The following is a 24,401-nucleotide window of genomic DNA, read 5'->3' on the forward strand; positions in this document are numbered from 1 at the left end:
TACCACCACGGCCAGGACGGCAAAGACGATGAACCGGCCCACGCTTCAGGCCGCTTCGGCTCGCGGGACGAAGCCCGGCAAGTTCAGGTTGGCGACGAGTTCGCGCAGTTCCTGCCGCGCGACCAGATGGCTGGTGCCCAGTTCGCCGAGGTGCCCCTTGTCGAGCAGCGTGAGGCCCGAGGGGAACAGCTCGCGGTAAATCACCCGCTCGCTCAGCCCCTGGCTGACGCGGAAGCCGACCCGCTTGCTCAGCTCGGCCAGCGCCTGGTCGACGCGCTGCTGGTTGCGCGCCTCGACATGGTGGACGCGGTTGCGCACCACGATCCAGTCCATCGAGCGGCGTTCCTTCATCGCCCGGGTCTTGCGCGCCTCGAAAATCAGTTCGGAATAGAACGACAGGCGGCGGACCTTGAACGTTTCGGCATCGACCTGGCCGATCAGGTCGAAGTCGACGAAGCTGTCGTTCATCGGGGTGACCAGCGTGTCGGCGCTGGCGGCGGCGTGCCGCGCGAGCGGGTCGTCGCGCCCGGGCGTGTCGAAAATGACGAAATCGGCCGGTCCGGCGAGGTCGCCGCTGCTGAGCTCGGCGACCTTGGCTTCCAGCTCCTCGGGCGAGCCCCCGCCCAGCACGGCGAATTCGGCTGTCGGCAGGTCGATCTCGCGCCGCGCTGCGGTCTCGGCGCGGTTTTCGAGATAGCGGGCGAAGGTGCGCTGGCGATGGTCAAGATCGATCGCGACGACCCGCGCACCGCGATAGGCCAGCGCGATCGCCACATGCACCGCGGTGGTCGACTTGCCCGTCCCGCCCTTCTCGTTGGCGAAGACAATGCGGTGCGGTGTATGACTGGTCACGTGTGCTCGGGCTTTCTCGGTCGTGATGCGGCGGCTAGGGCTGCCTTGTCTGTCAGAGTCTTAGTCTAAGGGGTAGCCAAGTGGAAACCGTCGAACGGCTGGAAAAGCTCCGCGAAGCTGTGGACAGCTTACGCACTCGCGGCGCGGTGGCGCTGGTCCCGACGATGGGCGCATTGCACGAAGGCCACCTGACGCTGGTCCGCGAGGCCAGGGGGAAGGCCGCATCGGTGGTTGTATCGATATTCGTAAACCCGGCACAGTTCGGCCCGAACGAAGACTTGGGCGCCTATCCGCGCCAGCTCGCCGAGGATTCGCGTTTGCTGCAAGACGAAGGCGTCGACTTGCTGTGGGCGCCCCCCGTCTGCGAGGTCTATCCCGAGGGATTTGCCACTACCGTCTCGGTCAGCGGGGTCAGCGAGGGCCTGTGCGGCGCTTCGCGACCCGGCCACTTCGACGGGGTAGCGACGGTGGTGTGCAAGCTGTTCAACCAGGTTCGCCCCGACCTCGCGGTGTTCGGCGAGAAGGATTGGCAGCAGCTCGCCGTGATTCGGCGTATGGCCCGCGACCTCGATCTCGTGCTGCCGCGGGCCGAGGCAATCTACGGGGTGCCGACGGTGCGCGAGGCGGACGGCCTCGCCCTTTCCAGCCGCAACCGCTACCTTTCGCCAGAGGACCGGCAGAGCGTCGCCGCGCTGCCGCAAGCGATGCGCGAGGCAATCGCGGCGATCGGGGCGGGCAGCGCCGTTGCCCCCACCCTCGCCGCGCTCGAAGCGCACCTGCTGCAGGCCGGGTTTTCCAGCGTCGACTACGCCGAGTTGGCCGACGCGGCGACCCTTGCGCCACTGGCCGAACTGGGTGAGCGCCCCGCCCGCCTGCTCGTCGCCGCACGGATCGGCGGCACCCGGCTGATCGACAACATGCCGGTTGATGGAACCGCAGGAAGGGTGTCTGACTTGTCCTGAGAGGAGCGTTCGACTAGTTGCGCACGAAACCAAGTTAAGGATCAGCCAGCTCAATGAAACTCGGCCGCCTCAATCACGTGGGCGTCGCGGTGCCGGACATGGACGCGGCCATCGCGTTCTGGCGTGACACGATGGGCGCGACGCAAGTATGCGAACCGTTCGACATGCCCGAGCAGGGCGTGACGGTGTGCTTTATCGACACCCCGAACGGCGGCACGCAGGTCGAACTGCTCGCTCCGCTGTCGGACCAGAGCCCGGTGAGCAGCTTCCTCGCCAAGAACCCGCTGGGCGGTCAGCATCACCTATGTTTCGAGGTGCCCGACATCGCGAGCGCACGGAGCGAGTTTGAGGCCATGGACAAGCGCATCCTCGGCCCCACGCGGATCGGCGCGCACGGAACCCCGATCTTCTTCGTTCATCCAAAGGACATGGGCGGCATCCTCACCGAGATCATGGAAACTCCGAAGGCCAGTCACTGATGCGTTCGGTGCGAATCTCTTCCTTCGTCACCCTGAACTTGTTTCAGGGTCCATTTCTTCCCTCGCTCAGGTCAGGCCAACCGGCGCGATGGACGCTGAAACGAGTTCAGCATGACGGTTTCGGGAAAAGTGTTCATGGCTGAAAAGGCGACAAAGGACGATTGGCGCAATCTCGCCGACAATGAGGTCAAGGGCCGCGACTTGACCTGGCACGTGCCGGAGGGGTTCGCCATCGAGCCGCTCTACACCGCCGAGGACGCTCCGGCAGAGGGGCCCGGCCTGCCCGGTTTCGCACCGTTCACCCGCGGCGTGAAGGCCAGCATGTACGCCGGGCGCCCGTGGACGGTGCGGCAGTACGCCGGCTTTTCGACCGCCGAGGAATCGAACGCCTTCTACCGCCGCAATCTCGCCGCCGGGCAGAAAGGGCTGTCGGTCGCCTTCGACCTCGCGACCCACCGCGGCTACGATTCCGACCACCCGCGCGTGGTCGGCGATGTCGGGAAGGCGGGAGTGGCGATCGACACGGTCGAGGACATGGAGATTCTGTTCTCCGGCATCCCGCTCGACCAGATGTCGGTCAGCATGACGATGAACGGCGCGGTGATCCCGGTGATGGCGTTCTACATCGTCGCCGCGGAAAAACAGGGCGTGTCGGCTGACAAGCTTTCCGGGACCATCCAGAACGACATCCTCAAGGAGTTCATGGTCCGCAACACCTACATCTATCCGCCTGCGCCGAGCATGCGGATCGTGTCGGACATCATCGCCTACACCTCGGCGCACATGCCGAAGTTCAACAGCATTTCGATCAGCGGCTACCACATGCACGAGGCCGGGGCGACGGCGGTGCAGGAACTCGCCTTCACGATCGCCGACGGCAAGGAATACGCCGGGCGCGCGATGGAAGCCGGGCTCGACATCGACGCCTTCGCAGGGCGGCTGTCGTTCTTCTTCGGCATCGGCATGAACTTCTTCATGGAAGTCGCCAAGCTGCGCGCCGCGCGCACGCTGTGGTACGAGGTGATGGACGGCCTCGGCGCGAAGGCCGAGCGCTCGAAGATGCTCCGCACCCACTGCCAGACCAGCGGCGTTTCGCTGCAGGAGCAGGACCCCTATAACAATGTGATCCGCACGACAGTTGAGGCGCTCGCTGCGGTACTCGGGGGGACGCAGTCGCTGCACACCAACGCGCTCGACGAGGCGCTGGCGCTGCCCACGGACTTTTCCGCCCGGATCGCGCGCAACACCCAGCTCGTGTTGCAGGAGGAAAGCGGAATCACCAACGTCGTCGACCCCCTCGGCGGCAGTTATTACGTCGAGGCGCTGACCGCGAAGCTGGTCGAGGAGGCCCGTGCGCTGATGGCCGAGGTCGACGCCGCGGGCGGCATGACCGCCTACGTCGCCAGCGGCGCGCCGAAGGCTGCGATCGAAGAAGCGGCTGCCGCACGCCAAGCGGCGGTGGATCGCGGCGAGACGGTGATCGTCGGGGTCAACAAGTACGTGCTCGACGAACACGCCCCGATCGACACGCTCGACATCGACAACCACAAGGTCCGCGACGGCCAGATCGCCCGCATTCGAAAGGCCCGCGAAAGCCGCGACGAGGCGAAGTGCCATGCGGCGCTCGACGCGTTGGCCGAGGGCGCAAGGGGCGACGGCAATCTCCTCGCTCTCGCGGTCGAATGCGCGCGCGCCAACGCTACCCTGGGCGAGATCTCGTCGGCGATGGAGGCTGCGTTCGGCCGCTACGACACCGTGCCGACGCCGGTGAAGGGCGTCTATGCCAAGGCCTACGCCGGCGACGAACGCTTCGCCCAGGTGGTCGAAGGGGTCGAGGCCGTCGGCCGCCGGCTCGACCGCAAGCCCAAGATCATGGTCGCCAAGATGGGGCAGGACGGGCACGACCGCGGCGCCAACGTCATAGCCAGCGCCTTTGCCGACATGGGCTTCGACGTGCTCTCCGGCCCCCTGTTCCAGACCCCGCGCGAGACCGCCGACATGGCGTTGGCCGAAAACGTCGACGCGGTCGGGGCCAGCTCGCTCGCCGCCGGGCACAAGACGCTGATTCCCGAGTTGATCGGACACCTGCGCGATGCCGGGCGGGCCGACATCAAGGTCGTCGCCGGCGGGGTAATCCCGCCGCAGGATTACGACTTCCTGCGCGAGGCGGGGGTGCAGGGCATCTACGGACCTGGCACCAATGTCGTCGAGGCAGCCGCCGACCTACTGCGCCTGCTCGGCCACAACATGCCGCCGGCAGGAGACGTCACGAAGGAAGCGGCCAAATAATGTTCTCCAAGATCCTCATCGCCAATCGCGGGGAAATCGCCTGCCGCATAATCCGCAGCGCGCGGCGGATGGGGATTGCGACGGTGGCGGTCTATTCCGACGCCGATGCGCGTGCGCCGTTCGTGCAGCTGGCCGACGAGGCGGTGCATATCGGCCCGGCGCCGGCTTCCGAGAGCTATCTCGTCACCGACAAGATCATCGCCGCGTGCAAGGCGACGCGGGCCGAGGCGGTGCACCCCGGCTACGGTTTCCTGTCGGAGCGGACCAGCTTCGCCGAGGCGCTCGCGGCCGAGGGGATCGCCTTCATCGGCCCGCCGGTGGGTGCGATCGCGGCGATGGGCGACAAGATCGAATCGAAGAAGCTGGCGAAGGAAGCGGGAGTCAACGTCGTCCCCGGTTTCGTCGGCGAAATTGCCGATACGGATCATGCTGTCGAGATATCGAACCAAATCGGTTATCCGGTGATGATGAAGGCCAGCGCGGGTGGCGGCGGCAAGGGCATGCGGCTCGCGTATTCCGAGAAGGACGTCCGCGAGGGGTTCGAGGCGACCAAGCGCGAGGGGCTGAACTCGTTCGGCGACGACCGGGTCTTCATTGAGAAATTCATCGAGAACCCGCGCCATATCGAGATCCAGATCCTCGGCGACAAGTACGGCACGATCCTCTACCTCAACGAGCGCGAGTGCTCCATCCAGCGCCGCCACCAGAAGGTGGTTGAGGAGGCCCCCAGCCCCTTCGTCACGCCGACAATGCGCAAGGCCATGGGCGAGCAGTGCGTCGCCCTCGCCCGCGCGGTGGGTTACTACAGCGCGGGCACGGTGGAGCTGATCGTCAGTGGGGCGGACCCGACCGGCGAGAGCTTCTACTTCCTCGAGATGAACACCCGGCTGCAGGTCGAGCACCCGGTAACCGAGGCGATCACGGGGATCGACCTGGTCGAGCAGATGATCCGCGTCGCCGCCGGCGAGAAGCTCGGCTTCGGGCAGGACGACATCGGCATAAACGGATGGGCGATCGAGAACCGCGTCTATGCCGAAGATCCCTATCGCGGCTTTCTGCCGAGCACCGGGCGGCTGGTCCGTTACGATCCACCCGAGGCGAAATTCCACCAGGCGCCCTTCTCCCCCTCTCCTTCAGGGGAGGGGGACGCAGGGTATGTCCGGCTCGACGACGGCGTGGCCGAGGGCGGCGAGGTGTCGATGTTCTACGATCCGATGATCGCCAAGCTGGTCACGTGGGCGCCCACGCGCGACGAGGCCGCCGCGCTGCAGGTCGAGGCGCTCGACGCCTTCCGCATCGAGGGGCTGGGCCACAACGTCGACTTCCTCAGCGCGATCATGCAACACCCGCGGTTCCTGGCAGGCGAGCTGACCACCGGGTTCATCGCCGAGGAATATCCCGAGGGGTTCCACGGCGCCCCGGCAAGCGAGGAGACGCTGCGCGCCCTGGCGGCCGTTGCCGCCGGGATCGAATGCAGCGCCCGCGCCCGCGCGGCGAAGACCAGCGGCACGCTCAACGGCGCGCCGGGCAACATGAGCGACTGGTCGGTCGAGATGGACGGCGAACGCTTCGCGGTCACGCTGGACGAAGGCCACGCCATGGTCGACGGCCACAGGGTCGAGGGCACCTGCGACTGGCAGCCGGGCGACGCGACCGCGACGGCGAGCGGGAACGGAACGGCCCTCGGCCTGATTGTACGCAGGGACGGCGTTCGCTGGGCGATCACGACACGCGGTGCCACGCATCTTGCGCTGGTCCTGCCCGCCTCGGTGGCGCCGCTGGCCAAACACATGATCGAGAAGGTCCCGCCGGACCTCTCGAAGTTCCTGCTCTGCCCGATGCCGGGCTTGCTCGTTTCGCTGCATGTGGCAGAGGGCGATGACGTCGAACCCGGCCAGCCGCTGGCGACCGTCGAAGCGATGAAGATGGAAAATATCCTGCGGGCGGAGAAGGCCGGAACGGTCGCCGAACTGCGCGCAGCCGAGGGGGACAGCCTGGCGGTCGACCAGGTGATCCTCGAACTGGAGTGAAGGAAACGCCATGAAGATCCTCGTGCCCGTGAAGCGGGTGATCGACTACAACGTGCGGCCCCGCGTGAAGGCGGACGGCAGCGGGGTCGATCTCGCCAACGTGAAGATGAGCATGAACCCGTTCGACGAGATCGCGGTCGAAGAAGCGATCCGACTGAAGGAAAAGGGCGCGGCCGAAGAGATCGTCGCCGTCAGCATCGGGCCGGCCAAGGCACAGGAAACGCTGCGCACCGCGCTGGCCATGGGCGCCGACCGGGCGATCCTGGTGCAGACCGATGACGACGTCGAGCCGCTGGCCGTCGCCAAGATCCTCAAGGCGATCGCCGACGAGGAACAGCCGGGCATCGTCATGCTCGGCAAGCAGGCGATCGACGACGACAGCAACCAGACCGGGCAGATGCTCGCCGCATTGATGGACCGCCCGCAAGGCACCTTCGCCAGCAAGGTCGAGGTGGAAGGCGACGCGGTGAAGGTTACCCGCGAGGTGGACGGCGGTCTCGAGACCGAGAGCCTCAAGCTGCCGGCGGTGATCACCACCGACCTGCGCCTCAACGAGCCGCGCTACGCCTCGCTGCCGAACATCATGAAGGCCAAGTCCAAGCCGCTCGATACCAAGAGCCTGGCCGATTACGGCGTCGACACCACCCCGCGGCTGACGGTGACCAACGTTTCCGAGCCGCCCGTGCGGCAGGCCGGCGTGAAGGTCGAAAGCGTCGACGAACTCGTCGCCAAGCTCAAAGCCCTGGGAGTCGCCTGATGAAGACCCTCGTTTACGTCGAACACGACAACCAGCACCTGAAGGACGCGACGCTCGCCACGGTTACCGCCGCGGGCAAATTGGGCGAAGTCCATCTGCTCGTCGCGGGCAGTGGCTGCAAGCAGGTGGCCGAGGCTGCCGCGAAGATCGCCGGGGTCGGCAAGGTCCACCTCGCCGACGATGGCGCCTACGAGCACCAGCTGGCCGAGAACGTCGCGCCGCTCATCGTCGAGCTGATGGGCGACCACGACGCGTTCCTCGCACCCGCCACGACTACCGGCAAGAACATCGCCCCGCGCGTTGCGGCGCTGCTCGACGTCATGCAGGTTTCCGACATCATCGGCATCGAGGGCGAAAAGACCTTCGTGCGCCCGATCTACGCCGGCAACGCCATCGCCACGGTCGAATCGAGCGATGCCAAGCTGGTCATCACCGTGCGCGGCACCGCGTTCGACAAGGCCGATGCGGAAGGCGGAAGCGCTGCGATCGAGGACGTCAGCGGCCCCGGCGATGCGGGTCTGTCGACGTTCGTCGGTGCGGAAGTGTCCGAGAGCGAGCGGCCCGAGCTGACCAGCGCCAAGGTCGTCGTCTCCGGCGGCCGGGCGCTGAAGGACGCAGAGACCTTCGAGAAGCTGATCACCCCGCTGGCCGACAAGCTCGGCGCGGCGATCGGCGCGAGCCGCGCGGCGGTCGATGCGGGCTACGTCCCGAACGACTACCAGGTCGGCCAGACCGGCAAGATCGTCGCGCCGGAGGTCTACATAGCGATCGGCATCTCGGGCGCGATCCAGCACCTTGCGGGCATGAAGGACTCCAAGACCATCGTCGCGATCAATAAGGACGAGGACGCGCCGATTTTCCAGGTCGCCGACATCGGCCTCGTCGCCGACTTGTTCCAGGCGGTGCCGGAGCTGACCGAGAAGCTGTAAGCGTTCAGGAGGCGCGGCTCGCCCGCGCCTCCTCGAGCAGCCGCTTTGCCCGCAGGTACATCTCGATCCGCTGCATGGTGAACATGCCGAGCGCTAGCGCGGCGAGCGTGTTGACCAGCGCATTGACGTCCATGTGAAAATCTCCGCCGACCATCCGTGCGACATAGCGCACGGCGATAAGGCTGACGAGGAACAGCATCCCCGCGAGCGAAGCCTTCTGGCCGAGTTCGTGGGTCTCGGGGTCGACGTGGATCTCCATCAGCTTGCCCCGCTGCCAGCCGAGCGCTCCGCCGGCGAGCAGCGCGACCGCTACTAGCGCCCAGCCCACCACCGTGGGCGGGTGGGTGACGAACAGCATCGTCACCACCGCGCCGTAGAGCACCGGGACGATCCACAGCGTCTCGAGCCGGAGAGGTCGCAAATTGCGCATCCGCCGCATCCGCAGCGCCATGACGATGATGACGACGATGATCGGGACGATGTAGCTTATCAGCCCGCCGGGCTGTGCGGCCTGATTCTGCATTGACGCGAACCCCTTGCTGTCCGGGCAGCAAGGCTAACACGTGATCGGAGTGCTGCCTACTCCGCTTCCTCCCACGCCAGCACCGGCTTCCTCGCGGCCAGCGTCTCGTCAAGGCGGCGGCGGGGAGCGAGTTGCGGCGCTTGGTGCAGGCTCTCGTCGCCCGCGCGGCAGCGTTCGGCGACCGAGCGCAGCGCGAGGATGAACTGGTCGAGCGTCGCCTTGCTCTCGCACTCGGTCGGCTCGACCAGCATGGCCCCGTGAACGACCAGCGGGAAGTACATGGTCATCGGGTGAAACCCCTCGTCAATCAATGCTTTGGCGAGATCGAGTGTGGCAATTTCCTCGGCAAATCCCTTGTCGCCGAACAGCGCCTCGTGCATGCACGGCCCGCTGGCGCCGAAGGGCGCGAAGAGCACGTCCTCGCAGCTTCTGAGGATATAGTTGGCATTGAGCACGGCGTCGCCCGAGACCTGCCGCAGCCCGTCGGCTCCATGGCTGAGGATATAGGCCAGTGCGCGGGTGAACATGCCCATCTGGCCATGGAAGGCGGCCAATCGGCCTAGGCTCTGCGGTGCGGCATCGGTGCCGTCCTCCTCCTCGATCAGTTCGAGTCCGGCGGCGGACCTGCGGACGAAGGGAAGCGGCGCGAACGGCATCAGCGCTTCGCTCAGCACCACAGGCCCCGAACCCGGGCCGCCGCCGCCGTGGGGGGTGGAGAAGGTCTTGTGCAGGTTGATGTGCATGGCATCGACGCCGAGATCGCCCGGTCGGACCCGGCCGACGATGGCGTTGAAATTGGCGCCGTCGCAGTAGACGAAGGCCCCGGCGGCGTGGACCGCGTCGGAAATCGCCTTCATTTCGCGCTCGAACAGCCCGCAGGTGTTGGGATTTGTGATCATTACCGCGGCCACATCGGCACCCAGACGCGCCACAAGCGCACCCAGGTCGACCCGACCGGCGGCTGTGGCGGGGATGTTCTCGACCCGGTAGCCGGCGAAGGCGGCGGTCGCCGGGTTGGTGCCATGCGCGCTCTCCGGAACGAGAATGACCGAGCGGGCATCGCCGCGCGCCTCGAGCGCGGCGCGGATGGTGAGGATGCCGCACAGCTCGCCGTGTGCGCCGGCCTTGGGACTCATCGCCACCCCCGCCATGCCGGTGAGGGTGACCAGCCAGTGCGCCAGTTCGTCGATCACCCCGAGCGCGCCCTGGACCGTCGATTCGGGCTGCAGCGGATGCAGATCGGCGAAGCCGGGCATGCGCGCGATCTTCTCGTTGAGGCGCGGGTTGTGCTTCATCGTGCAGGAGCCGAGCGGGAAAATGCCGCAGTCGATGGCATAGTTCTGGCGGCTGAGGCGCGTGTAGTGGCGCACGGTCTCGGGCTCGGACAGGCCGGGCAAGCCGAAGCTTTCGGCGCGGCCCAGACCGCCGAGGCGGTTCGCGCCGGAGGACGGCTCGGGAAGGTCGACACCGCAAGTGCCGGTCCCGCCGATCTCGAAGATCAGCGGCTCTTCGAGCATCAGCCCGCGGTTGCCGGTCACGGTCTCGATCCCGCTCGCCCCCTCCGGCGCTTCGGGCGTTCCCGGCTTCCAGCCGCTGGTGTTGGGCGCGTTCATGCCAGGCACTCCTGCAGGGCGGAGGCCAGGGCCTCGATATCCTCTTCGGTCACGGTTTCGGTCACGGCGAGCACGATGCCGTTCTCGCGCCCTTCGCCATCGGGGTAGAGGCGGCCGAGCGAGACGCCCGCGAGCACGCCCTTCTCCGCCAGTTCGCGCACCAGCGGGCGGGTTTCGACCGGCAGGCGCACGGTAAACTCGTTGAAGAACGCCGTATTGAGCACCTCCACCCCCGGCACTTGCGCGAGCCGGTCGGCTGTCCGGCAGGCGAGGCGGTGGTTCTCGGCCGCGAGCGCGCGCAGGCCCTTTTCGCCGAGCAGCGTCATGTGGATCGAGAAGGCCAGCGCGCACAGGCCGGCATTGGTGCAGATGTTGCTCGTCGCCTTCTCGCGGCGGATGTGCTGTTCGCGAGTCGAGAGCGTGAGGACGAAGCCGCGCTTGCCCTCGGCATCGACCGTCTCGCCGCACAGCCGCCCGGGCATCTGCCGTACGTGCTTCGGGTCGCGCACCGCAAACAGGCCGAGATAGGGCCCGCCGAACTGCAGCCCGACGCCCAATGCCTGGCCTTCGCCGACGACGATATCGGCGCCCATCTCGCCGGGCGATTTGAGCGCCCCCAGCGCGACCGGCTCGGTCACCACCGCGACGAGCAGCGCGCCCGCTTCGCGGCAGGCATCGGCCAGCGCGGTCATGTCGCCGATGCGCCCGAGGATGTCGGGATATTGTACCACGACGCAGCCGGTCTCGCCGTCCACGGCATCCGCCAGCGCGGCGAAATCGGTCTCGGCGCTCAGCGTCGGCAGTGCGTAGTCGACCTGGTGACCGTCGAACTTGGCCATCGTCTGCGCGGTCGAGACATAGTGCGGGTGCAATCCGTTGGAGATGATTGCTTTGCTGCGCCTGGTCACCCGCCCGGCCATGGCGATCGCTTCCCAGCACGCGGTCGAGCCGTCGTACATCGAAGCGTTGGCCACCGCGCAGCCCAGCAGCCGCGCGACCTGGCTCTGGAACTCGAACAGCATCTGCAGCGTGCCCTGGGCGATTTCGGGCTGGTAGGGCGTGTAGGCGGTGAGGAACTCGCCGCGCTGGATCAGGTGGTCGACGCTCGCCGGGATATGGTGGCGGTAGGCTCCCGCGCCGAGGAAGAACGGCGCGTCGGCTGCCGCAAGGTTCTGCTTGGAGAGCGCGCGCATGTGCCGCTCGACCGTCATCTCGCTGGCGTGCGGGGGCAGGCCGTCGATCGGGCCATCGAGATAGTGCTCGGCCGGAACGTCGGCGAACAGGGCATCGATGGTCGGCGCGCCGATGACATCGAGCATCGCCGCGCGGTCGGTGTCCGTGAGGGGGAGGTAGCGCATATCCAACTTTCGTCATCCCAGCGGAAGCCGGGATCGGTTGCAGCAATGTCTTGCCTTGCCGAGAGCGGTCCCAGCTTTCGCTGGGACGACGATCAGAGCGAGGCCACGAAATCCTTGTACGCCGCCTCGTCCATCAGGCCTTCGAGCTCCGCGGCGTCGGACACCGTCAGCTTGTAGAACCAGCCGTCGGTCTCGGGCGCGGTGTTGACCAGCGCGGGGTCGTCCTCGAGCGCGGCGTTGCCTTCGGTCACGATGCCGCTGACCGGCGAATAGACGTCGCTCGCCGCCTTGACGCTCTCGACCACCGCGGCTTCCTTGCCTTTGGCAAGGCTGTCGCCGGCCGCGGGGACCTCGACGAAGACGATGTCGCCGAGCTGCTCCTGCGCATAGTCGGTGATGCCGATGGTGGCGGCGTCGCCGTCGACATCGATCCATTCATGGTCCTCGGTAAAGTAACGCGGCATCAGGCGGCTCCTTTGCGGAAATAGCGGTGCGGAACGAAAGGCATCGGGACGACCCGGGCGGGCAAGCGTTTGCCGCGCACTTCGAGTTCGAGTTGGGTGCCCTCAGACGAATGGGCAGCGTCGACGTAAGCCATCGCAATCGGATGCCCGAGCGTTGGAGCGAAGCCGCCGCTGGTAACCGTGCCGACCTGGCGGTCCCCCGCAAAGACGCCGGCCCCTTCGCGCGCGGCCATGCGGCCTTCGAGCGCGAGGCCGACGCGGCGGGTCGGCGTACCCTCTTCGAGAAGCTTGTCGATGCGTTCGGCGCCGGGAAAGCCGCCGGTCTTGCGCCGCGTCTTGCCGATGGCGAATGCGAGCCCGGCGCTGACCGGGTCGGTTTCATCCGAAAGGTCGTGGCCGTAGAGCGGCAGCCCGGCCTCGAGCCGCAGCGAATCGCGCGCGCCGAGACCGGCCGGCTTGATTTCCAGCTCGGCCATCAACCGCCCGGCGAGCTGTTCGGCTTGGCTCGCAGCGACCGAGATCTCGAACCCGTCTTCGCCGGTATAGCCCGAGCGGGTGACGATCAAATCGAGCTCGCCGAAGGCCCAGCGCTTGGCCTCCATGAAGCCGAAATCGGCGGTAATCCCGCGCATCGCGCGCTCGAGAGCGGTCGCCGCATCGGGCCCCTGCAAAGCCAGCAGCGCGCGCTCGTCGAGATGGTTGAGGCCGATCTCGTCGGGCAGGAACTCGCGCAAGTGGCCGATATCGTCCCACTTGGTCGCACCGTTGACGACGAGGTAATAGGCCGGTTCGCCCCAGTGCCCTTGGGTGCCCGCCTCCTCGTCGCCTTCGATCCAGCGGGTAAGATTGGTGACCATCAGATCGTCGAGAATGCCGCCGTCCTCGCCCAGCAGCAGCGAATAGCGCACCTTGCCGGGCTTGAGCGACGAGACGTCGGCCGGAAGCAAGGCTTCGAGCGCGGCGGCCGCGCCGGCACCGGTGACCATGAGCTGGCCCATGTGGCTGACGTCGAACAGCCCGGCGTGGCTGCGGGTCCATTCGTGCTCGGCGAGAATGCCTTCGTACTGGATCGGCATAGCGTAGCCGGCGAAACCGACCATGCGCGCGCCGTGGGCGCGGTGCCAGGCATCGAGCGGAAGCTTTTCGAGGGTTGCGGGGGCCTGGTCTTCGCTCATCTTACGTCCCGACAGTCGGCGGCGATGCCCGGGATGGGCCTCTGAACCATTGCCCCCTCTGTCGGGAAACCTGAGAGCCTGGCGCCGCTGTCGCGGCACTTACACCGTCGGTGGCCTCCGCGTGGACGGCGAAGACGCTTTCCAGAGTGCCCTGCCGACCCCGCGATCCATTCGCCTGAGAGATTCCGGGGCGGTTGCTCCTTCGGCGGCAGCGGACACGTCCGCTGCGCTCTCTCGCGGTCCGGCCGGGGCATGCCCCGGCGGGCACAGTCGTTTCGCGCGAAACTTTCCTTCGGTCAATCGGAAAGAGGATTCCTAGCAGAGAGTCTTGGTGTCCCCTGTCACACCGGACCTGGTCCGGGGTTGTGCCTTCTTTCGGCATTGGCGCTGGAAGAGCGAGCACCGGCCCGGAACAAGTCCGGGCCGGCTGGCGCGGGGTTGGGCCAGGAAGGGCTCGCTATCCCTCCCAGTCCTCGTTGGCCCGGGCGATGAGGTAGGCGTGGATGGCCTTGGCCTGCGCCTCGTCGAGCGTGTCGGCGAAGCTCGCCATGCCGTTCTTGGCGCGCTTGCCGCCGAGCACGATGTCGAGAAATTCGTCGTGCGTCGTCGGCGCCATGTGCCGCAGGTCCTTTACCCCGCCGCGCGCCGCGGCGCCGTGGCAGAGCGAACAGTGCTCGGCATAGAGCGCCTCCCCCTGCGCCACCGTTTCGGCGCTTGCTTCGAGTTTCGGCGGCGGGAGCAGTTCGGGCACCGCGAAAGACTCGGCCGGCATCGGCGGCAGCTTGGCGGTGCCGCCGAGCTTGAACACCAGCAGCCGCGGCTTGCCGAGAACGAGCTTGGAGTAACTGGCCTTTTCGACATGGGCGAGGCCGCCGCCCCACCCGGCGTTGACGGCGATGTATTGCACCCCGTCCACCATGTAGGAAATCGGCGCGGCGATCGGCACCTGCTGGACGGGCATCTCCCAGACCTTCTCGCCGGTGTCGGCGCGATAGGCGGCGAAGGTCGTACCGATCTTGCCCTGGAACACGAGGTTGCCGGCGGTGGCGAGCACGCCGCCGCTGCCCTTCTGCTCGTTCGGGGTGCGCCAGACCTCGCGCTGGGCGACCGGATCCCAGGCCATGAGCCAGCCCTTCGAATGGGCATCGGCGTATTCCGCCTGTCGCTTGCGTTCTTCCCCGGCGCCCATGAAACTGGTGCCGAGCCCGCCCTTGGCCGGATCGTAGCTCGGCGCAGCGGAATAGCTCATCCAGGTTTCGGTCACCGGGATATAGACCAGCCCGGTCTTCGGGCTGAACGCCATCGGGTTCCAGTTGTGCGCCCCGCCGGCGGCCGGCGAGACGAGGACCGGGTCCTCGCCGTAGCGCACTTGCGGGTTCTCGATCGGCCGGCCGGTTGTCATGTCGACGCCGCTGGCCCAGTTGATCGGCACGATGTTCCTGGCGCCGAGCAGCTCGCCGGTCTTGCGGTCGAGAACGTAGAAGAAGCCGTTCTTGGGCGCCTGCATCAGCACCTGCCGCTTCTTCCCGTCGATCACCAGATCCGTGAGGATCATCGGCTGGACCGCGGTGTAGTCCCATTCCTCGCCCGGCGTGGTCTGGTAGTGCCAGCGGTATTCGCCGGTCTTGACGTCGACCGCCACGATCGAGGCGAGGAACAGGTTGTCGCCGCCGCCCGGGCTGCGCCATTTCTGCGCCCAGGGCGAGCCGTTGCCGACCCCGATATAGACCAGGCCGAGCTTGGGATCGTAGGCCATCGCGTCCCACGCCGTGCCGCCGCCGCCGGCCTTCCACCACTCCCCGGTCCAGGTCTTCGCGGCCATCGCCATCGCCGCGTTCTCGAACCCGTCGGCCGGATTGCCCGGCACGGTGTAGAAGCGCCACGCCTGCGCGCCGGTCGCCGCGTCGTAGGCCGTGACGTAGCCGCGCACGCCGCGCTCGGCCCCGCCGTTGCCGATCAGCACCTTGCCGTCGTAGACCCGCGGCGCCCCGGTGATCGTGTAAGGCCAGGCGTTGTCGACCGTGAGCACCGACCAGACCGGCTGGCCGCTCTTTGCGTCGAGGGCGATCAAGCGGCCGTCGAGCGTGGCGACATAGATGTTGCCGCCCCACGCCGCGAGCCCGCGGGTGACGATGTCGCAGCAGGCCAGCCGCCCGAACTTGAGCGGAACGTGCGGGTCGTAGCTCCACAGCTTCTTGCCGGTCGCCGCGTCGTAGGCGGTGACGATATTCCACGGCTCGACGTCGAAGAGCACCCCGTCGACGACCAGCGGTGTCGCTTCCTGGCCGCGGTCGGTCGCTAGGTCGGCGTACCAGGCGAGGCCGAGCTGGCCGACGTTGCCGGCATTGATCTGGTCGAGCGGGCTGTAATGCTCTTCCGCGTAGGTGCGGCCGGTCGAGATCCATTCGCCCGGCGCCGGCGCGGCGAGGCGCGCATCGGCGACCCCGGCCGCGCCCGGCCCGGCAGCCGCCAGCAGGGCGGCGGCGGTTAAGACGGCAAGCGCTCGCATCCGCGGTCTCAGGCCGAAGCCCCGGGGATGTCCTGCGCGCCAGCCCAGAAGCCGTGAACCTGGCCGACGACCTTGAACGGCATCTTGATCCGCGCGATCGGCCCATCGGCCGGACGCTTGGTGTCGAACAGGATCAGGTCGCTGCGCCCGGCTTCCTTCACGCTCGAGCCGATTCCGATCAGGTAGCCGTCGCCTTCGTCGGCGTCGGGCTTGCGCGGTACGAAGGTCATTTCCGAAAGCCGGTAGTCGGGCACGCTGAGCTGCCGGGTGGTCTTGTCGCCGTGGTCGATCATCCACCAGCCGCCGTTCCCCTGCAGATAGCCGTAGCGATAGGGCAGCGTGTGGAAGCGGTCGTCCTGGCGGCTGAGCACACCGGTAACCTCGGGGAAGATCGTTTCGACCTGGAAGGTGTCGTTGCTCTTCCTGGCCAGATCTACGGTGAAACGGCGGATATAGCCGGTCGCCTTGACCGGATCCCACGGCTCGTGGACGTTGGGGAAGAACGGGAACTGGTTCGCTTCGCCCCCGTCCATGTCGACCGTGACCTTGTCGCCGTCGGACCACGCGCCCATCACGTGGGTGCAGAACAGGCTGTTGCCGGTGAACCACTTGATGTCCTTGCCGTCGCCGCCGCGGCGCATGATGCCGAGATAGCAGGGCAGCTTCGAATCGTAGGCGAAGTGCACGCCGCCGCGTTCCATCTGCGGCAGGTTGGCGGCCATGTTGGTCAGGTAGAGGATGACGTGGCGCTGGGTCATCGCGAAGTCGTGCATCATCCCGGCATAGGGCGCCTCGACGGTGACCGACCAGTTGATGTTGCCCTGCCGGTCGGCGGAGAAGACATTGACGTCCTTCGACAGGAACCCGCCCGCCTCGTAGCCGAACGAGAGGTATTCGCCGGTGTAGGGGTCGATCTTGGGGTGCGCGGTGTGGGTCTGGCTCTGCAGCTTGCCGCCGAAGGTGTAGTAGTCGTCGGTGGTCTCGAGGGTGAGCGGGTCCATCGCCACGGGCGGACTGTCCTCCTTGAACACCAGCAGCTTGCCGTGGTGGACGAACAGCTGGGTGTTGGCCGTCCCGCGCGACAGACCCTTTACGCTCGGATCGTCGGTCATGTGGTTGCGGTACATTCCGAAGAGGCTGCGCCGCGCCTCGTGCTGGGCCTTCCAGCGCTGGGTCTGGGCGTAGCGCGTGCGGTAGTCGACGTGACCGTCCTTGATGCGGAACATCGAGACGTGGCCCTCGCCGTCGAACGGAATGTCGCCGGCGTACTTGTCGGGCTTGGGATACTGCGGGTCGGGCCCGACGCGGTAGAACACCCCGTCGAGGTCGCTGGGCAGCGAGCCTTCGACTTCGCAATCGTAGAGATCGATCTCGGCGCGGCTGTTGGTGCCGGCCGGGCCGCCCCCGAAGGCGCGCGGGTCGGCCGGGAAATCGACCTGCGGCGCCGGACCTTCGTAGGCGAGCGCCGGCCCGCCGCTGCCGAGCAGCGCCGCCCCGGTGCCGAGTGTCGCCGCTCCGCCAAGGAACGAGCGCCGCCCCAGGCTTGGTCCGTCAGTCCTGTCCGTCATGTAAATCCTCTCCCGTCTGGGCAGCATTCTTGTCACATGCAAAAAGCTTTGCAAGCGCCGTTACGCCCGGCGCCGTGCGGAAACGTCGAATCCTGTGGTCGTTGGCATAGCATACGGGGGCGGCCTCAGCGCCGCGGCGCAGGGGGCTGAAGACGGTTGGCGCGGGTGGTGGGAATCGCACTCGCAATCGGCCCTCCGCAAATACCGCGCCCCCCGGCAGTCTTCAAAGCTTCAGCTGCCGTAATCGAAGCGCATTGCCGATCACCGAAACCGAAGAGAGGCTCATGGCCGCGGCAGCGATCATCGGGCTGAGCAGCAACCCGAAGGTCGGGAACAGCACGCCCGCGGCAACCGGAATCCCGACGGTGTTGTAGGCAAATGCGAAGAACAGGTTCTGCCTGATGTTCCGCATCGTCGCTCGCGAAAGGGCGATTGCCTGGGCGACGCCGAGCAGGTCGCCGCGGACCAGGGTCACGCCGGCGCTCTCGATCGCGACATCGGTACCGGTGCCCATGGCGATCCCCACGTCGGCGGCCGCGAGCGCCGGAGCGTCGTTGATGCCGTCACCCGCCATCGCCACTGTGCGGCCCTCTCCTTTGAGCGCGATGATCTTGCGGTTCTTTTCTTCCGGCGAGACATTTGCCTCGAGCGAGTCGATGCCGAGCTGTCGCGCGACGGCCTCGGCAGTCGAGCGGCTATCGCCCGTCAACATGACGATGCGGACGCCGCGCCGGTGGAGGTCCGCGATCGCCGCGGGCGTCGTCGGCTTGATCGGGTCGGCTACGGCAAGGAGGCCAGCGGGCTTGCCCCCGATTGCGACAAACATCACAGTCTGCCCTTCGCTCCGGCCCTTCTCGGCCGAAGCGAGCCATGCCGAGTCCGCGATGCCGACGCGCTTCATCATTTTCTCGTTGCCGATTGCAACGCGGCGCCCGTCCACGTCCGCCTCGACGCCTTCTCCGGTGATCGAGGATAGGTCAGTGGCCTCGGGCAGGGCCAGCCCGCGCTTAGCCGCTCCGGCGACTATTGCCGCCCCGAGCGGATGTTCGCTACCCTTCTCCACCGCGGCGGCGATCGCCAGTAGATCCTGTTCCGAGCTGTCACGATACGGAGATACCGCCACAAGATCGGGTTTTCCCTGCGTCAGAGTCCCGGTCTTGTCGACGACAAGCGTGTCGACCTTCTCGAGGGTTTCGAGCGCTTCCGCATTGCGGATCAGGATGCCGTGTTGCGCGCCCTTGCCTGTGCCTGTCATGATCGACATCGGGGTCGCCAAACCGAGCGCGCAGGGGCAGGCGATGATCAGCACTGCAATCGCGTTGACCAGGGCATAGGCCAAGGCAGGTGGGGGTCCCCAGATCGTCCAGGCGATGAAGGTAGCGATCGCGCTCGCGACGACCGCCGGAACGAACCACCCGGCGACGGTGTCGGCGACACGCTGGATTGGCGCACGGCTGCGCTGCGCTTCGGCCACCATCTGCACGATCTTGGACAGCATCGTGTCGGAACCGACGCCGGTTGCCTTCATTACGAAGCCGCCGGTCTGATTTACCGTGCCGCCGATCACCGGATCTCCGGCAGTCTTGGCGACGGGCACCGGCTCTCCGCTGATCATCGATTGGTCGACGTTGCTCGCACCCTCCTCGATCACGCCGTCCACCGGAATCTTGTCGCCCGGGCGCACGCGCAGTCGATCGCCCTCGCGAACTTCGTCGAGCGCGATCTCGCGTTCTTCACCGGGGCCAAAGATCTTTATCGCGCTGGGCGGAGCGAGCTCGAGCAGCGCTCGCAAGGCGCTGGAGGTCGAACCACGCGCCTTGAGCTCCAGCACCTGTCCGAGCAAGACCAGCGCGGTGATGACCGCTGCGGCTTCGTAATACACACCGACGCGGCCGGAATGGTCGCGGAAAGCTGGCGGGAAAAGATGCGGCGCAAGGGTCGCGACGAGGCTGAAGCAATATGCGATCGCCACGCCAAGTCCGATGAGCGTGAACATGTTCAGGTTGCGCGACTTGAGTGACAGCCACGCGCGCTCGAAGAACGGCCAGCCGCCCCACACGACAACCGGCGTCGCCAGGACGAGCTGGATCCACTGCACCCACGCCGGATCGACGATCCGATCAAGGTCGACGATCGCGACCATGTCGCTCATCGCGTATAGGAAAAGGGGCACGGTAAAGACGAGGGCGAACCAAAAGCGCCGAGTCATGTCGACCAGCTCGGGGTCAGGCCCTGCATCGAGGCTGACGGTCTCAGGCTCGAGCGCCATGCCGCAAATCGGGCACGATCCCGGGCCCGTCTGCCGGATTTCCGGGTGCATCGGGCAGGTGTAGACAGTGCCTTGCGGAAGGTCCTCGGGCTGCCTCCTGTGCGATCCTGAAAGATAATGGTCGGGATCGTTCACGAACTTGGTCTTGCAGCCGGCGGAGCAGAAGTAGTGCGTCGCGCCGCGGACTGTTGCGACATGCTCGGCGCCCTCGATCGAGACCTCCATGCCGCAAACCGGATCGATCGCGGTTCCCGCTTCAAGCCCCGATGGCCCGTGGCCGCATTGGGAATGATCGTGCATCTCACCCGTCCTTCGCAAATTTCCTCAGAACCAGAAGCGCAGGCCCGCGACGAAGCTGGTCGTGCTCGGGTCCTCTCCATCAGTCCGGGCCCAGTCGCCGCTTTTGCCGAGCCGCCATTCCTGCTCCACACCGATGTAGGGTGCGAACTGGCGGCTGAACTCGTACCGCAGGCGCAAACCTGCCTCTATCCGGTCGAGGCCCGAACCAATCCCCAGTTCTGGCACGTCCTGCGCGGATAGCGCGACTTCAGCGCGCGGCTGAAGGATAAGCCGCTGCGTGATCCGCTGGTCGAACTCGGCTTCGACGCGAGCGGTCAGATCGCCTTTGTTGGACAGGAAGGCAGCAGCGTCGACCTCGAACAGATAGGGCGCGAGACCCTGAACGCCGATCACCGCATGTGTCCGCGCTGGACCGGTCAGATCCTGCCGCACCCCGGTTTGCAAATCGAACCATGGCCCGATCGCGTGGCTCCACAGGCCCTGCACTTCGGCGCTCTCCGGCGTCTTGCCGAAACGCCCCTCACCCTCGCTCTTGAACCAGAACTTATCGTAGTCGCCGCCATAATATCCCTGGGCGTCCCAGAGGTAGGCATCCGAACCCTCTCGGGCACGGTACTCGAGTCGATCTCCCTGGAGCCAGAACACCGGCATCCCGCTGACGCCGCGCATGACCTCTATGCGCGAGGAATTCATCACGTCGGCGCCCCATCGATCATCCGCCGCGTGAAGCGGTCCCGCAAACGCCTCGGGAGGCGGCGGCCCTCGCGGAATGGTCTCTTCCGTGGCCGGCATGGCGGCGTGGTCCATTTCCGAATGGTCGGTCGCCGGAGCGTTCATCTGCACATGATCGGTCGCCGAATGGCCAGACCGGGGCTCGTGGGCTGAAGACGTCTTAGACCGCGACTGGTGCATTGCGCCGTGATCCGATTGCGTGGCGCTGGGCCCGGACGCCGGCGACGGCTGCCCCTGAGCGGGCGGCGTCCGATGCGCCGAGTGGTCCTGCATCTGCGCAGCCGCAGGCGCTGCACCGGCCAGCAGAAAGACGAAGAAAGCCAGGCGCTTCATCGGCCTTCTCCGCCGTCCAGCGGACGAACGGTCACCACCTGAAACATGCCGGTGTGCATGTGGTAGATCAGGTGGCAGTGGAAAGCCCAGTCGCCCGGCTCGTTCGCGGTCAGGTCGAACGTGGCGCTCCCGCCCGGCTGCACCACAACGGTGTGCTTGAGCGGCTGACGGCCTACAGAAGCTCCGTTCACAAGTTCGACGAAGTGGCCGTGCAAGTGGATCGGGTGCGCCATCATGGTGTCGTTCACCAGCTTCACGCGCACGCGTTCGTTATAGGCGAAGCGGATGGGATCGTCACTCACCGCGGAGAACTTCTTGCCGTCGAACGACCACATGTAGCGTTCCATGTCGCCGGTGAGGTGAATCTCCTTCAGCCGCGTCGGACTTCGGGCGTCGGTATTGGGCTTGGCCGCCACGAGCTGTCGGTAGGTCAGCACCCGGTGATCGACATTGTCGAGGCCGAGGCCGGGATAATCAGTCCGATCGACGGGGTTCATCGCGACCATGTCGAGCCCCGGTCCGACCTTGACGTTCGGCGGCAGCAGCGAGGTGTCGCGCATGTTCATGCCGCCTGACATCGTCATCGGCTGCGCAGCGCCGCCTTGGCCCGACCCGGGCGCCGGCCCGTGGTCCATCCCGGCCATCGAGCCGCCGGCACTCCCGCCCGAGCCGTGGTTCATGCCCATATCCGCCATGGTCAGCAGCGGGGTTTCTCGCAGAGCGGGAACCTCTGCCTTCGCGCCCGGACGACTCACCAGCGTAGCTACCGCCATGCCCGACCGATCCATCGCCTCCGCGACGAATGCGAAGGCGTCGGCGCCGTCAGGCTCGATAATGACATCGTATGTCTCGGCAACGCCGATCTGGAACTCGTCGGTCTCGACAGGGTGGACGTTCTGCCCGTCAGCGGCGATCACGGTCATCGGCAGGCCAGGAATGCGAACGTTGAAGAACGTCATGGCCGCCCCATTGATGATCCGCAGCCGGATCTTCTCGCCCGTGGCAAAACCGAGTTCGAGCCCGTCGTCGGGTCCGTGTCCATTGACGAGGTAGCTGTAGAGCGATCCCGTGACGTCGGAGATGTCGGTCGGCATCATTCGCATTCGCGCCCACATCAGGCGCTCTTTGCGACTGAGCGGATAATCGTCGGTCCAGGTGGTCTTGTTGAAGTTGAACGGGGCGTCGGCCACCTTCAACTTCTTGATTATCTCGTGCGGATGCATCGGCGACCAGTCCGTCAGCATCAGCACGTATTCGCGATCATAGGCGACCGGGTCCGGCTCGGCCGGATCGATCACGATCGGGCCGTAATGTCCCATCGGCTCCTGCAGCGTGTGCGCATGCCACCAGTATGTGCCCGCCTGGCGGATGGGAAATCGATAGCGAAAGGTTTCGCCCGGCAAGACCGCTGGCATCGTGATTCCCGGCACCCCGTCCATCAGGAAGGGCACCAGCAATCCATGCCAGTGGATCGAGGTTCCTTCCGAGCTGTTGTTGACGAGATCGACGGTGAGGTCCTGTCCCTCCTTGAGCCGCAACAACGGGCCGGGGACGGTTCCGTTCACGGTAACCGCGGGACCGACCCGTCCACCTGTGCGGAAGCGCGCCTCGGCAACGGTCATCGTCAGGTGCTCGCCCGAAAGCACGTCGCTACCTTTGCGGGCGAGTGTTCCCTCGTGAATTCCGCGAGCCCAAGCCGGCATCGCCAGACCGGAAGTCAACGCGGCGAATGCCGACCCCGCAATCACACCCCGGCGGGAAAGCGGCAACGAATCGCGCATTTCTTGCAAACTCCTCGGCGCCATTCTAAATACCCCATGGGGGTATATCAAGGGCAACGGATATGAGCTGCGAGAACACAAGGGCCAAGGTGAACCGGTTGAACCGCGTTGCGGGCCAGGTTCGTGGTATCGCGCAGATGATCGAAGACGGCCGCTATTGCATCGACGTTCTCACGCAGCTGCAGGCGGTGAAATCGGCGTTGGCCAAAGTCGAAAGCGAAGTTCTCAAAGATCACGCCGCTACCTGCGTCGCGGAAGCCATCGCTTCGGGAAGCGAGGCAGAACAGCGTGCGAAGTTCAACGAACTTATCGAGCTTATGGAGCGCGCACGAAAGTGAACGCGTAGCGTCGCCCTTTTGAGGGTTCGTTCATCAAGGTCGGCCGGGAAATCGTGGATGGGCGGCTGGAGCGGGTAGCGGGAAACGAATAGGACCAACAAGGAATTGATATTGTTTGCCTATCTGAACCCGTCAGACTTCGATCCAGCAGCGATACCATCACGAACAAAATGAAAACGGATCAGATTCCGAGAGTGGGAATCGCGTTTGCAGGTCGACGATTTCCGAATCAGTCCGAAAGTGATCGGTAGCGTCCGGTTTGCGCCCCAATCCCGGTCATTCCGATAAATCCGCGGTCCCGAAAGCAGCCCTTCGTTCAAGGTAGCGCCGATGGCAGCTGCGGACTTGAACTCGTCCCTCGAGAAGCCACCGCAAGCTCCGACAATAGCTGGCTGCGACCGCTGGTTCGCGCTGAGCCGTAGATTGAGGGCTACTTATCGAGCATAATGGTAACGAGCAGGCCGGCATCGTCATTTGCCCTGACCGAATGCCGCTGCCCGCGATCGAGGTAGAGCCAATCGCCCGAGGTCATCGTTACTGATTTGTCGCCCAGCACGAGTACGACGGACCCGTGCAGGCAGTGGACTGTCGCAAACCCCGCGACCTGATGCTCGGGGATTTCTTCGCCCGCCGCGAGCAACAGCCGCATGGCTTCGAACTGGCTCGTTTTCACAAGCGCGCGGTGGCGTGACCCGTTTTCGCCCGCTTCGTTGAGGTGGGCGATTTCAGTTGGCTGGATATGATGCAGTGCCATCAGGGCTCCTTTGGGGCTTGCCGTTTTGCCGGCCGTCCGTTGGTCCAGGCCGGCGGATCACTCGCGGGGAAGGACTGATCGGACGCTTCGTCGACCTCGTCCCAGCTGCGAAGGTCGCGGTCGAGCTCGGCAACACGAGTTCTGACCGCTTCTTCCATCACCAGATGAGTGCCCGACTTGCCGCCCTCGATCGCGTCCTGGATGCCTATCGCACAGCCGCAAAAGGTATCATGGACGGCGCCTTCGACATGGTCGAAGAGCAAACCGTCCGCCCCCTCCTTCCAGCGGGAAAACGCAAGTTGCGCAGCCTGTTCGATGGTCTCTGGGGTTATCGGATCGTCGTACTCGTGCGTCACTTTCGAAACCTCCGTGCTGGCTTGTGTGCA

At 66.1% G+C, this 24,401-nt stretch carries 20 protein-coding genes and 1 riboswitch; of the genes, 7 read left to right on the top strand and 13 right to left on the bottom strand.

Annotation, left to right across the window (positions count from 1 at the left end):
• Positions 1-45: 45 nt before the first annotated feature.
• Positions 46-852: a division plane positioning ATPase MipZ gene (locus Q7I88_RS02315; protein WP_305097425.1), complete on the bottom strand. Its 807-nt coding sequence runs from the start codon at positions 850-852 to the stop codon at positions 46-48.
• A gap of 80 nt (positions 853-932) precedes the next feature.
• Here Q7I88_RS02315 and panC point away from each other — a divergent pair, with 80 nt between their 5' ends.
• The 6 genes from panC to Q7I88_RS02345 all read left to right on the top strand — a co-directional run bounded on the left by panC (position 933) and on the right by Q7I88_RS02345 (position 8,298).
• Positions 933-1,814: a pantoate--beta-alanine ligase gene (gene panC, locus Q7I88_RS02320; protein ID WP_305097426.1), complete on the top strand. Its 882-nt coding sequence runs from the start codon at positions 933-935 to the stop codon at positions 1,812-1,814.
• Between the two features lie 53 nt (positions 1,815-1,867).
• Positions 1,868-2,293 (top strand): methylmalonyl-CoA epimerase, encoded by a 426-nt coding sequence (gene mce, locus Q7I88_RS02325; protein ID WP_305097427.1) that lies wholly within the window; start codon positions 1,868-1,870, stop codon positions 2,291-2,293.
• A 135-nt stretch (positions 2,294-2,428) separates the two neighbouring features.
• On the top strand, positions 2,429-4,582 hold the full coding sequence (gene scpA, locus Q7I88_RS02330) for a methylmalonyl-CoA mutase (protein ID WP_305097428.1): 2,154 nt from the start codon (positions 2,429-2,431) through the stop codon (positions 4,580-4,582).
• On the top strand, positions 4,582-6,612 hold the full coding sequence (locus Q7I88_RS02335) for an acetyl-CoA carboxylase biotin carboxylase subunit (RefSeq protein ID WP_305097429.1): 2,031 nt from the start codon (positions 4,582-4,584) through the stop codon (positions 6,610-6,612). Before scpA ends, Q7I88_RS02335 begins: the two co-directional genes overlap by 1 nt.
• A gap of 10 nt (positions 6,613-6,622) precedes the next feature.
• Positions 6,623-7,369, top strand: a complete 747-nt coding sequence (locus Q7I88_RS02340) for an electron transfer flavoprotein subunit beta/FixA family protein (protein ID WP_305097430.1) — start codon at positions 6,623-6,625, stop codon at positions 7,367-7,369.
• The gene (locus Q7I88_RS02345; RefSeq protein ID WP_305097431.1) at positions 7,369-8,298 is read left to right on the top strand and encodes an electron transfer flavoprotein subunit alpha/FixB family protein; all 930 of its coding nucleotides are present in this window, start codon (positions 7,369-7,371) and stop codon (positions 8,296-8,298) included. Before Q7I88_RS02340 ends, Q7I88_RS02345 begins: the two co-directional genes overlap by 1 nt.
• A gap of 4 nt (positions 8,299-8,302) precedes the next feature.
• Here Q7I88_RS02345 and Q7I88_RS02350 read toward each other — a convergent pair whose 3' ends face one another.
• The 10 genes from Q7I88_RS02350 to Q7I88_RS02395 form a co-directional block, all read right to left on the bottom strand.
• Positions 8,303-8,821: a CcdC protein domain-containing protein gene (locus Q7I88_RS02350; RefSeq protein ID WP_305097432.1), complete on the bottom strand. Its 519-nt coding sequence runs from the start codon at positions 8,819-8,821 to the stop codon at positions 8,303-8,305.
• A 56-nt stretch (positions 8,822-8,877) separates the two neighbouring features.
• A complete protein-coding gene (gene gcvPB, locus Q7I88_RS02355; protein ID WP_305097433.1) occupies positions 8,878-10,434 on the bottom strand; it encodes an aminomethyl-transferring glycine dehydrogenase subunit GcvPB in 1,557 nt (518 codons plus the stop codon).
• Positions 10,431-11,792 carry an aminomethyl-transferring glycine dehydrogenase subunit GcvPA gene (gene gcvPA / locus Q7I88_RS02360; RefSeq protein WP_305097434.1) on the bottom strand — a complete coding sequence of 454 codons (1,362 nt, stop codon included), beginning with the start codon at positions 11,790-11,792 and terminating at the stop codon, positions 10,431-10,433. Before gcvPA ends, gcvPB begins: the two co-directional genes overlap by 4 nt.
• Positions 11,793-11,884: 92 nt before the next feature.
• Complete coding sequence (gene gcvH / locus Q7I88_RS02365) at positions 11,885-12,256, bottom strand: glycine cleavage system protein GcvH (protein WP_305097435.1); 372 nt, start codon at positions 12,254-12,256, stop codon at positions 11,885-11,887.
• Positions 12,256-13,431: a glycine cleavage system aminomethyltransferase GcvT gene (gene gcvT, locus Q7I88_RS02370; RefSeq protein ID WP_305097436.1), complete on the bottom strand. Its 1,176-nt coding sequence runs from the start codon at positions 13,429-13,431 to the stop codon at positions 12,256-12,258. The genes gcvH and gcvT overlap by 1 nt, the downstream gene beginning before the upstream one ends.
• A gap of 153 nt (positions 13,432-13,584) precedes the next feature.
• Positions 13,585-13,678, bottom strand: a riboswitch (glycine riboswitch).
• Between the two features lie 210 nt (positions 13,679-13,888).
• On the bottom strand, positions 13,889-15,940 hold the full coding sequence (locus tag Q7I88_RS02375) for a PQQ-dependent dehydrogenase, methanol/ethanol family (protein WP_305097437.1): 2,052 nt from the start codon (positions 15,938-15,940) through the stop codon (positions 13,889-13,891).
• Positions 15,941-15,948: 8 nt separating this feature from the next.
• The gene (locus tag Q7I88_RS02380; protein ID WP_305097438.1) at positions 15,949-17,508 is read right to left on the bottom strand and encodes a carotenoid oxygenase family protein; all 1,560 of its coding nucleotides are present in this window, start codon (positions 17,506-17,508) and stop codon (positions 15,949-15,951) included.
• Between the two features lie 223 nt (positions 17,509-17,731).
• Complete coding sequence (locus tag Q7I88_RS02385; protein ID WP_305097439.1) at positions 17,732-20,077, bottom strand: heavy metal translocating P-type ATPase; 2,346 nt, start codon at positions 20,075-20,077, stop codon at positions 17,732-17,734.
• A gap of 24 nt (positions 20,078-20,101) precedes the next feature.
• Positions 20,102-20,914 (bottom strand): copper resistance protein B, encoded by an 813-nt coding sequence (locus tag Q7I88_RS02390; RefSeq protein ID WP_369426106.1) that lies wholly within the window; start codon positions 20,912-20,914, stop codon positions 20,102-20,104.
• A gap of 224 nt (positions 20,915-21,138) precedes the next feature.
• Positions 21,139-22,923: a copper resistance system multicopper oxidase gene (locus tag Q7I88_RS02395; RefSeq protein ID WP_305097441.1), complete on the bottom strand. Its 1,785-nt coding sequence runs from the start codon at positions 22,921-22,923 to the stop codon at positions 21,139-21,141.
• 62 nt (positions 22,924-22,985) lie between these two features.
• On the opposite strand from Q7I88_RS02395, the gene Q7I88_RS02400 reads away from it, so the two are divergent.
• The gene (locus Q7I88_RS02400) at positions 22,986-23,261 is read left to right on the top strand and encodes a metal-sensitive transcriptional regulator (RefSeq protein WP_305097442.1); all 276 of its coding nucleotides are present in this window, start codon (positions 22,986-22,988) and stop codon (positions 23,259-23,261) included.
• Between the two features lie 430 nt (positions 23,262-23,691).
• Here Q7I88_RS02400 and Q7I88_RS02405 read toward each other — a convergent pair whose 3' ends face one another.
• On the bottom strand, positions 23,692-24,015 hold the full coding sequence (locus Q7I88_RS02405; RefSeq protein ID WP_305097443.1) for a cupin domain-containing protein: 324 nt from the start codon (positions 24,013-24,015) through the stop codon (positions 23,692-23,694).
• Positions 24,015-24,371, bottom strand: coding sequence for a hypothetical protein (locus tag Q7I88_RS02410; RefSeq protein WP_305097444.1), 357 nt, complete (start codon positions 24,369-24,371; stop codon positions 24,015-24,017). Before Q7I88_RS02410 ends, Q7I88_RS02405 begins: the two co-directional genes overlap by 1 nt.
• Between the last annotated feature and the right edge of the window lie 30 nt (positions 24,372-24,401).

The sequence above is a fragment of the Croceibacterium aestuarii genome (genome assembly GCF_030657335.1).
GTDB lineage: Bacteria > Pseudomonadota > Alphaproteobacteria > Sphingomonadales > Sphingomonadaceae > Croceibacterium_B > Croceibacterium_B aestuarii.